The following is a 3,600-nucleotide window of genomic DNA, read 5'->3' on the forward strand; positions in this document are numbered from 1 at the left end:
CAACCAGGTGCGCGAGGACGCGCTGGCGGCGTTGTACCGGTACCTCAACCCGCTGCGCGGCGGTCCGGCGGGCACCGGGTGGGACTTCGGGCGGCCGGTGCAGTTCGGCGAGGTGTTCTCGGTGCTCCAAGCGGTGCCCGGGGTGCTGCTGGTCGAGGAGATCAGGCTGTTCCCGGCGAACCCGATCACCGGGGCGCGGGGCACGCCGGTCGACCGGCTGGAGGTCGCGCCCAACGCGCTGGTGTTCTCCCACCAGCACCAGGTCGTGGTCGGTGCGCCGTGACCAGGGCCGCGTTGCCGGAGCTGCCGAGCAGGCACCCGCTGGGCGGGATGCTGCCCGCGCTGTTCGCGGCCGACGACTTCGCGCAGCGGTTCACCGCCGGGCTGGACGCCGTGCTGTCGGCGGTCCTGTCCACCTTGGACAACCTGCCCGCCTACCTGGACCCGGCGCTGGCGCCGGAGGACTTCCTGGAGTGGCTGTCGTCGTGGGTGGCGGCCGGGCTGGACCCGGCGTGGCCGGAGCCGCTGCGGCGCGCCCTGGTGCGGCGGGCCGTGGAGCTGCACCGCAAGCGGGGCACGGTGCGCGGGCTGGTGGAGCGGCTGGAGCTGTCGCTGGGGGTGCGCGCGGAGGTGGTGGACGGGCCGGGGGTGCGCTGGTCGGGGGAGCCGGACGCGCCGCTGCCCGGTCCGGCGGTCGGTGTGGTCGTGGTGCGGGTGTGGTCGGGGTCGTCCGCGCCGGTGGACCGGGAGCGGGCCGAGGCGTTGGTGGAGGCGGTGTGCCCGGTGCACGTCAGGTGCGTGGTCGAGGTGCTGGACGGGCCGCCCGCGCGTGAGGGGGGATGATCGTGCGCCCGTGTCCCCAGTGCGGCGCGTCCGTGCAGGACGGCGACGACTTCTGCGGCAACTGCGGCACCTACCTGGGGTGGTCGGCGGGTGGTGGGGCGTCGGCCGGTCGGGAGCAGGCGGTCGACGCGTTCCCGGGCCGGGAACCGGATGACGGACCTGACCGCGGGGCCGATGAGAGGTCGGATCCCCGGACTGGTGAGGGATCGGATCACGGGACCGGTGAAGGGTCGGATCACGGGACCGGTGAGGGCCCGGACCGCAGGTCCGGTGAAAGCCCGGACCACGGGACCGGTGAGGGCCCGGACCGCAGGACCGGTGAGAGCCCGGACCACGGGACAGGTGAAGACGTCGGTGAAGGCCCGGACCACAGGGCCGAGGAGGATCCCGCCGGTGGCGCGCGGGCCGGATCGGCGGCCGGTGTCGGACCGGCGGTCGGGGAGGCCGCCGCCAGTCAGCCGGGGTTGTGGGCCCGGTGGCGGGCCTGGGTCCGGTCGCGGTTCGGCCAGGACCCGGAGGCGGCGACCGCCGACCGGGGCGCGGGCCCCGACGTGGCGCCCGTGCCGACGGCCGGGGCGGACGCGGCCCGGGTCAGGACGGGCTCGGGCTCGGAGGCCGTGGTCGCGGCGGGACCGTCGGACGTGGTGCTGGGGCCGGTGCTGCCGGGGCGGCCGGAGGCCAAGCGCCCGCTGCCCACCACCGGCGGCGGTGTCGCCGTGGACGGCCCGCCGTGCCCGGTGTGCGGCACGACCAACCCACCGGGCAGGCGGTTCTGCCGCCGGTGCGCCACCCCGCTGCTGCCGGCCGGGCCGGGGACCCGGGCCGCGCGTCGTCGCGGGCGCCGACGCCGGCTCGGCGACCCGTCGAGGTGGCTGCGCAGGCTGGCCGCGCTGCTCGTGGTCGCCGTCCTGGTGGTCGCCGGGGTCCTGTTCCACCCGAAGGCGGTGGAGCTGTTCGAGGACCTGCGCGACCGGCTGGCCAAGCCCGCGCCGATCGCGCCCGCGCGCACCGCGGCCACCGCCGAGGTGCCCGACCACCCCGCCGGGGCCGCCGCGGACGGGCTGTCGAACCGGTACTGGGGCGCGCCCGCCGTGGGCGACGCGGTCGAGTTCACCTTCGACCAGCCGTTCCGGCTGCTGTCGCTGGTCGTGCACGCGGGCGCCTCGGCGCAGCCCGAGCAGTTCCGCGAGCAGGCCCGGCCCACGGTCCTGGACGTGGTGGTGACCAGCGCCGGCGGCGCCACCCGCACGATCCCGGTGGCGCTGAACGACCAGCCCGGTCCGCAGCGCACCGACACCGGCATCAGCGACGTCGTCGCGGTGCGCCTGGTCGTGAAGTCCGCCGCGGGGCTGGGCGCCGGCAGGCACATCGCCCTCGGCGAGGTCGAGTTCTTCCGCCGCCCGTGACCGCGGTTGGCGAACAGGGGTTGGAGAGGGGAGCGGACGTGGACGTCGCGGTGGTCACCGGCTCGGCCGGGTTGGTGGGAGGGGAGGCGGTGCGGCGGTTCGCGCCGGAGTTCGACCTGGTGGTGGGCATCGACAACGGGATGCGGCAGGAGTTCTTCGGCCCGGCCGGCTCGGTGGCCCGCGGCCTGGCCGAGGTCCGGCGCGTCGGGAACTACCGGCACCACCGGGTGGACGTGCGCGACCGGGCGGCGGTGGACGAGGTCCTGCGCACGTGGGGCTCCGACGTGCGGCTGGTGGTGCACGCGGCCGGTCAGCCGAGCCGCGCCTGGTCCGCCGAACGGCCGCTGGTCGACTTCGCGGTCAACGCCGTGGGGGCGCTGAACGTGCTGGACTCGGTCCGGCGGCACTGCGGCGACGCGGTGTTCGCCCTGGTCTCCACCGCCAAGGTCTACGGCGACGCGCCGGACGCGCTGCCCCTGGTCGAGACCGCGACCCGGTGGGAGCTGGACCCGGCCCACCCGTTCCACGAGCACGGCGTGGACGAGTCGATCCGGCTGGACCGGGCGGGCCGCGCGTTCCTCGGCGTGTCGAAGCTGGCCGCCGACCTCGCCGCGCAGGAGCACGGCCGCCAACTGGGCATGAAGGTCGGCGTGTTCCGGTGCGGCAGCGTCACCGGACCCGGCCAGGCGGGCGTGCCGGAGCACGGCTTCGTGTCCCACCTGGTGCGCAGCGCCGTGCGCGGTGTGCCGTACCCGGTGGTCGGTCACGGCGGCAAGCAGGTGCGCGACGTGCTGGACGTGCGGGACCTGGTCGGCGCGATCCGGGAGTTCTCCCGGGAGCCCCGCCCCGGCGAGGTCTACCACCTGGGCGGCGGCCGGGAGCGCGCCGCCTCGGTGCTGGAGCTGATCGCCCGCTACGAGCACCTGACGGGGGAGGAGGTGGCGTTCGACTACTCGCCGCGGCCCCGGTTCGGCGACCCGCGGTGGTGGATCAGCGACACCCGCAGGTTCCGGCGGCACTACCCCGGCTGGTCGCCCGAGCACGGCCTGGACGACGTGCTGCTGGAGCTGCACCGGCACTGGAGCGCGGTGGACGAGGTCGTCGCGCCGGGGTGAGCCCGCGTCGAGGTGCAGTCGAGGTGCACGAGCGTGCCAATTGTGGTCGACTACGGGGGCGCCCCCTTGACCAGGGGATCTTGCCGGGTGGAGAGTGCTGGGCGGGCCGATCTTCACCCCTCTTCACGCGCTGGAGCCAGCGTGGAGAAGTTTTGTAGACGCGTTTGAGAGCCCGTGAAGCCACGCCTTACAGACTCGGAGTCGGGGAACCGGATCTGTGGGAGGCAGCGGTGGAA

Annotated in this window: 3 protein-coding genes and 2 pseudogenes; all 5 read left to right on the forward strand. The window is 75.6% G+C overall.

Features of this window, described 5'->3' with window-relative positions; translation table 11 throughout:
* Positions 1-283, forward strand: a pseudogene (locus ACFV4N_RS41380) (putative baseplate assembly protein); the annotation flags it as partial.
* Complete coding sequence (locus ACFV4N_RS41385) at positions 280-843, forward strand: phage tail protein (protein ID WP_499678161.1); 564 nt, start codon at positions 280-282, stop codon at positions 841-843. The pseudogene ACFV4N_RS41380 and the gene ACFV4N_RS41385, both read left to right, overlap by 4 nt.
* A pseudogene (locus ACFV4N_RS41390) lies at positions 840-911 on the forward strand (zinc ribbon domain-containing protein); the annotation flags it as partial. The gene ACFV4N_RS41385 and the pseudogene ACFV4N_RS41390, both read left to right, overlap by 4 nt.
* Positions 912-1,307: 396 nt before the next feature.
* On the forward strand, positions 1,308-2,249 hold the full coding sequence (locus ACFV4N_RS41395; RefSeq protein ID WP_499678163.1) for an NADase-type glycan-binding domain-containing protein: 942 nt from the start codon (positions 1,308-1,310) through the stop codon (positions 2,247-2,249).
* Positions 2,250-2,287: 38 nt separating this feature from the next.
* On the forward strand, positions 2,288-3,364 hold the full coding sequence (locus ACFV4N_RS41400) for an NAD-dependent epimerase/dehydratase family protein (protein WP_499678162.1): 1,077 nt from the start codon (positions 2,288-2,290) through the stop codon (positions 3,362-3,364).
* Positions 3,365-3,600: the final 236 nt, after the last annotated feature.

Origin of the sequence: Actinosynnema sp. NPDC059797 (assembly GCF_042732085.1) — a bacterium.
Classification (GTDB): Bacteria; Actinomycetota; Actinomycetes; order Mycobacteriales; family Pseudonocardiaceae; genus Actinosynnema.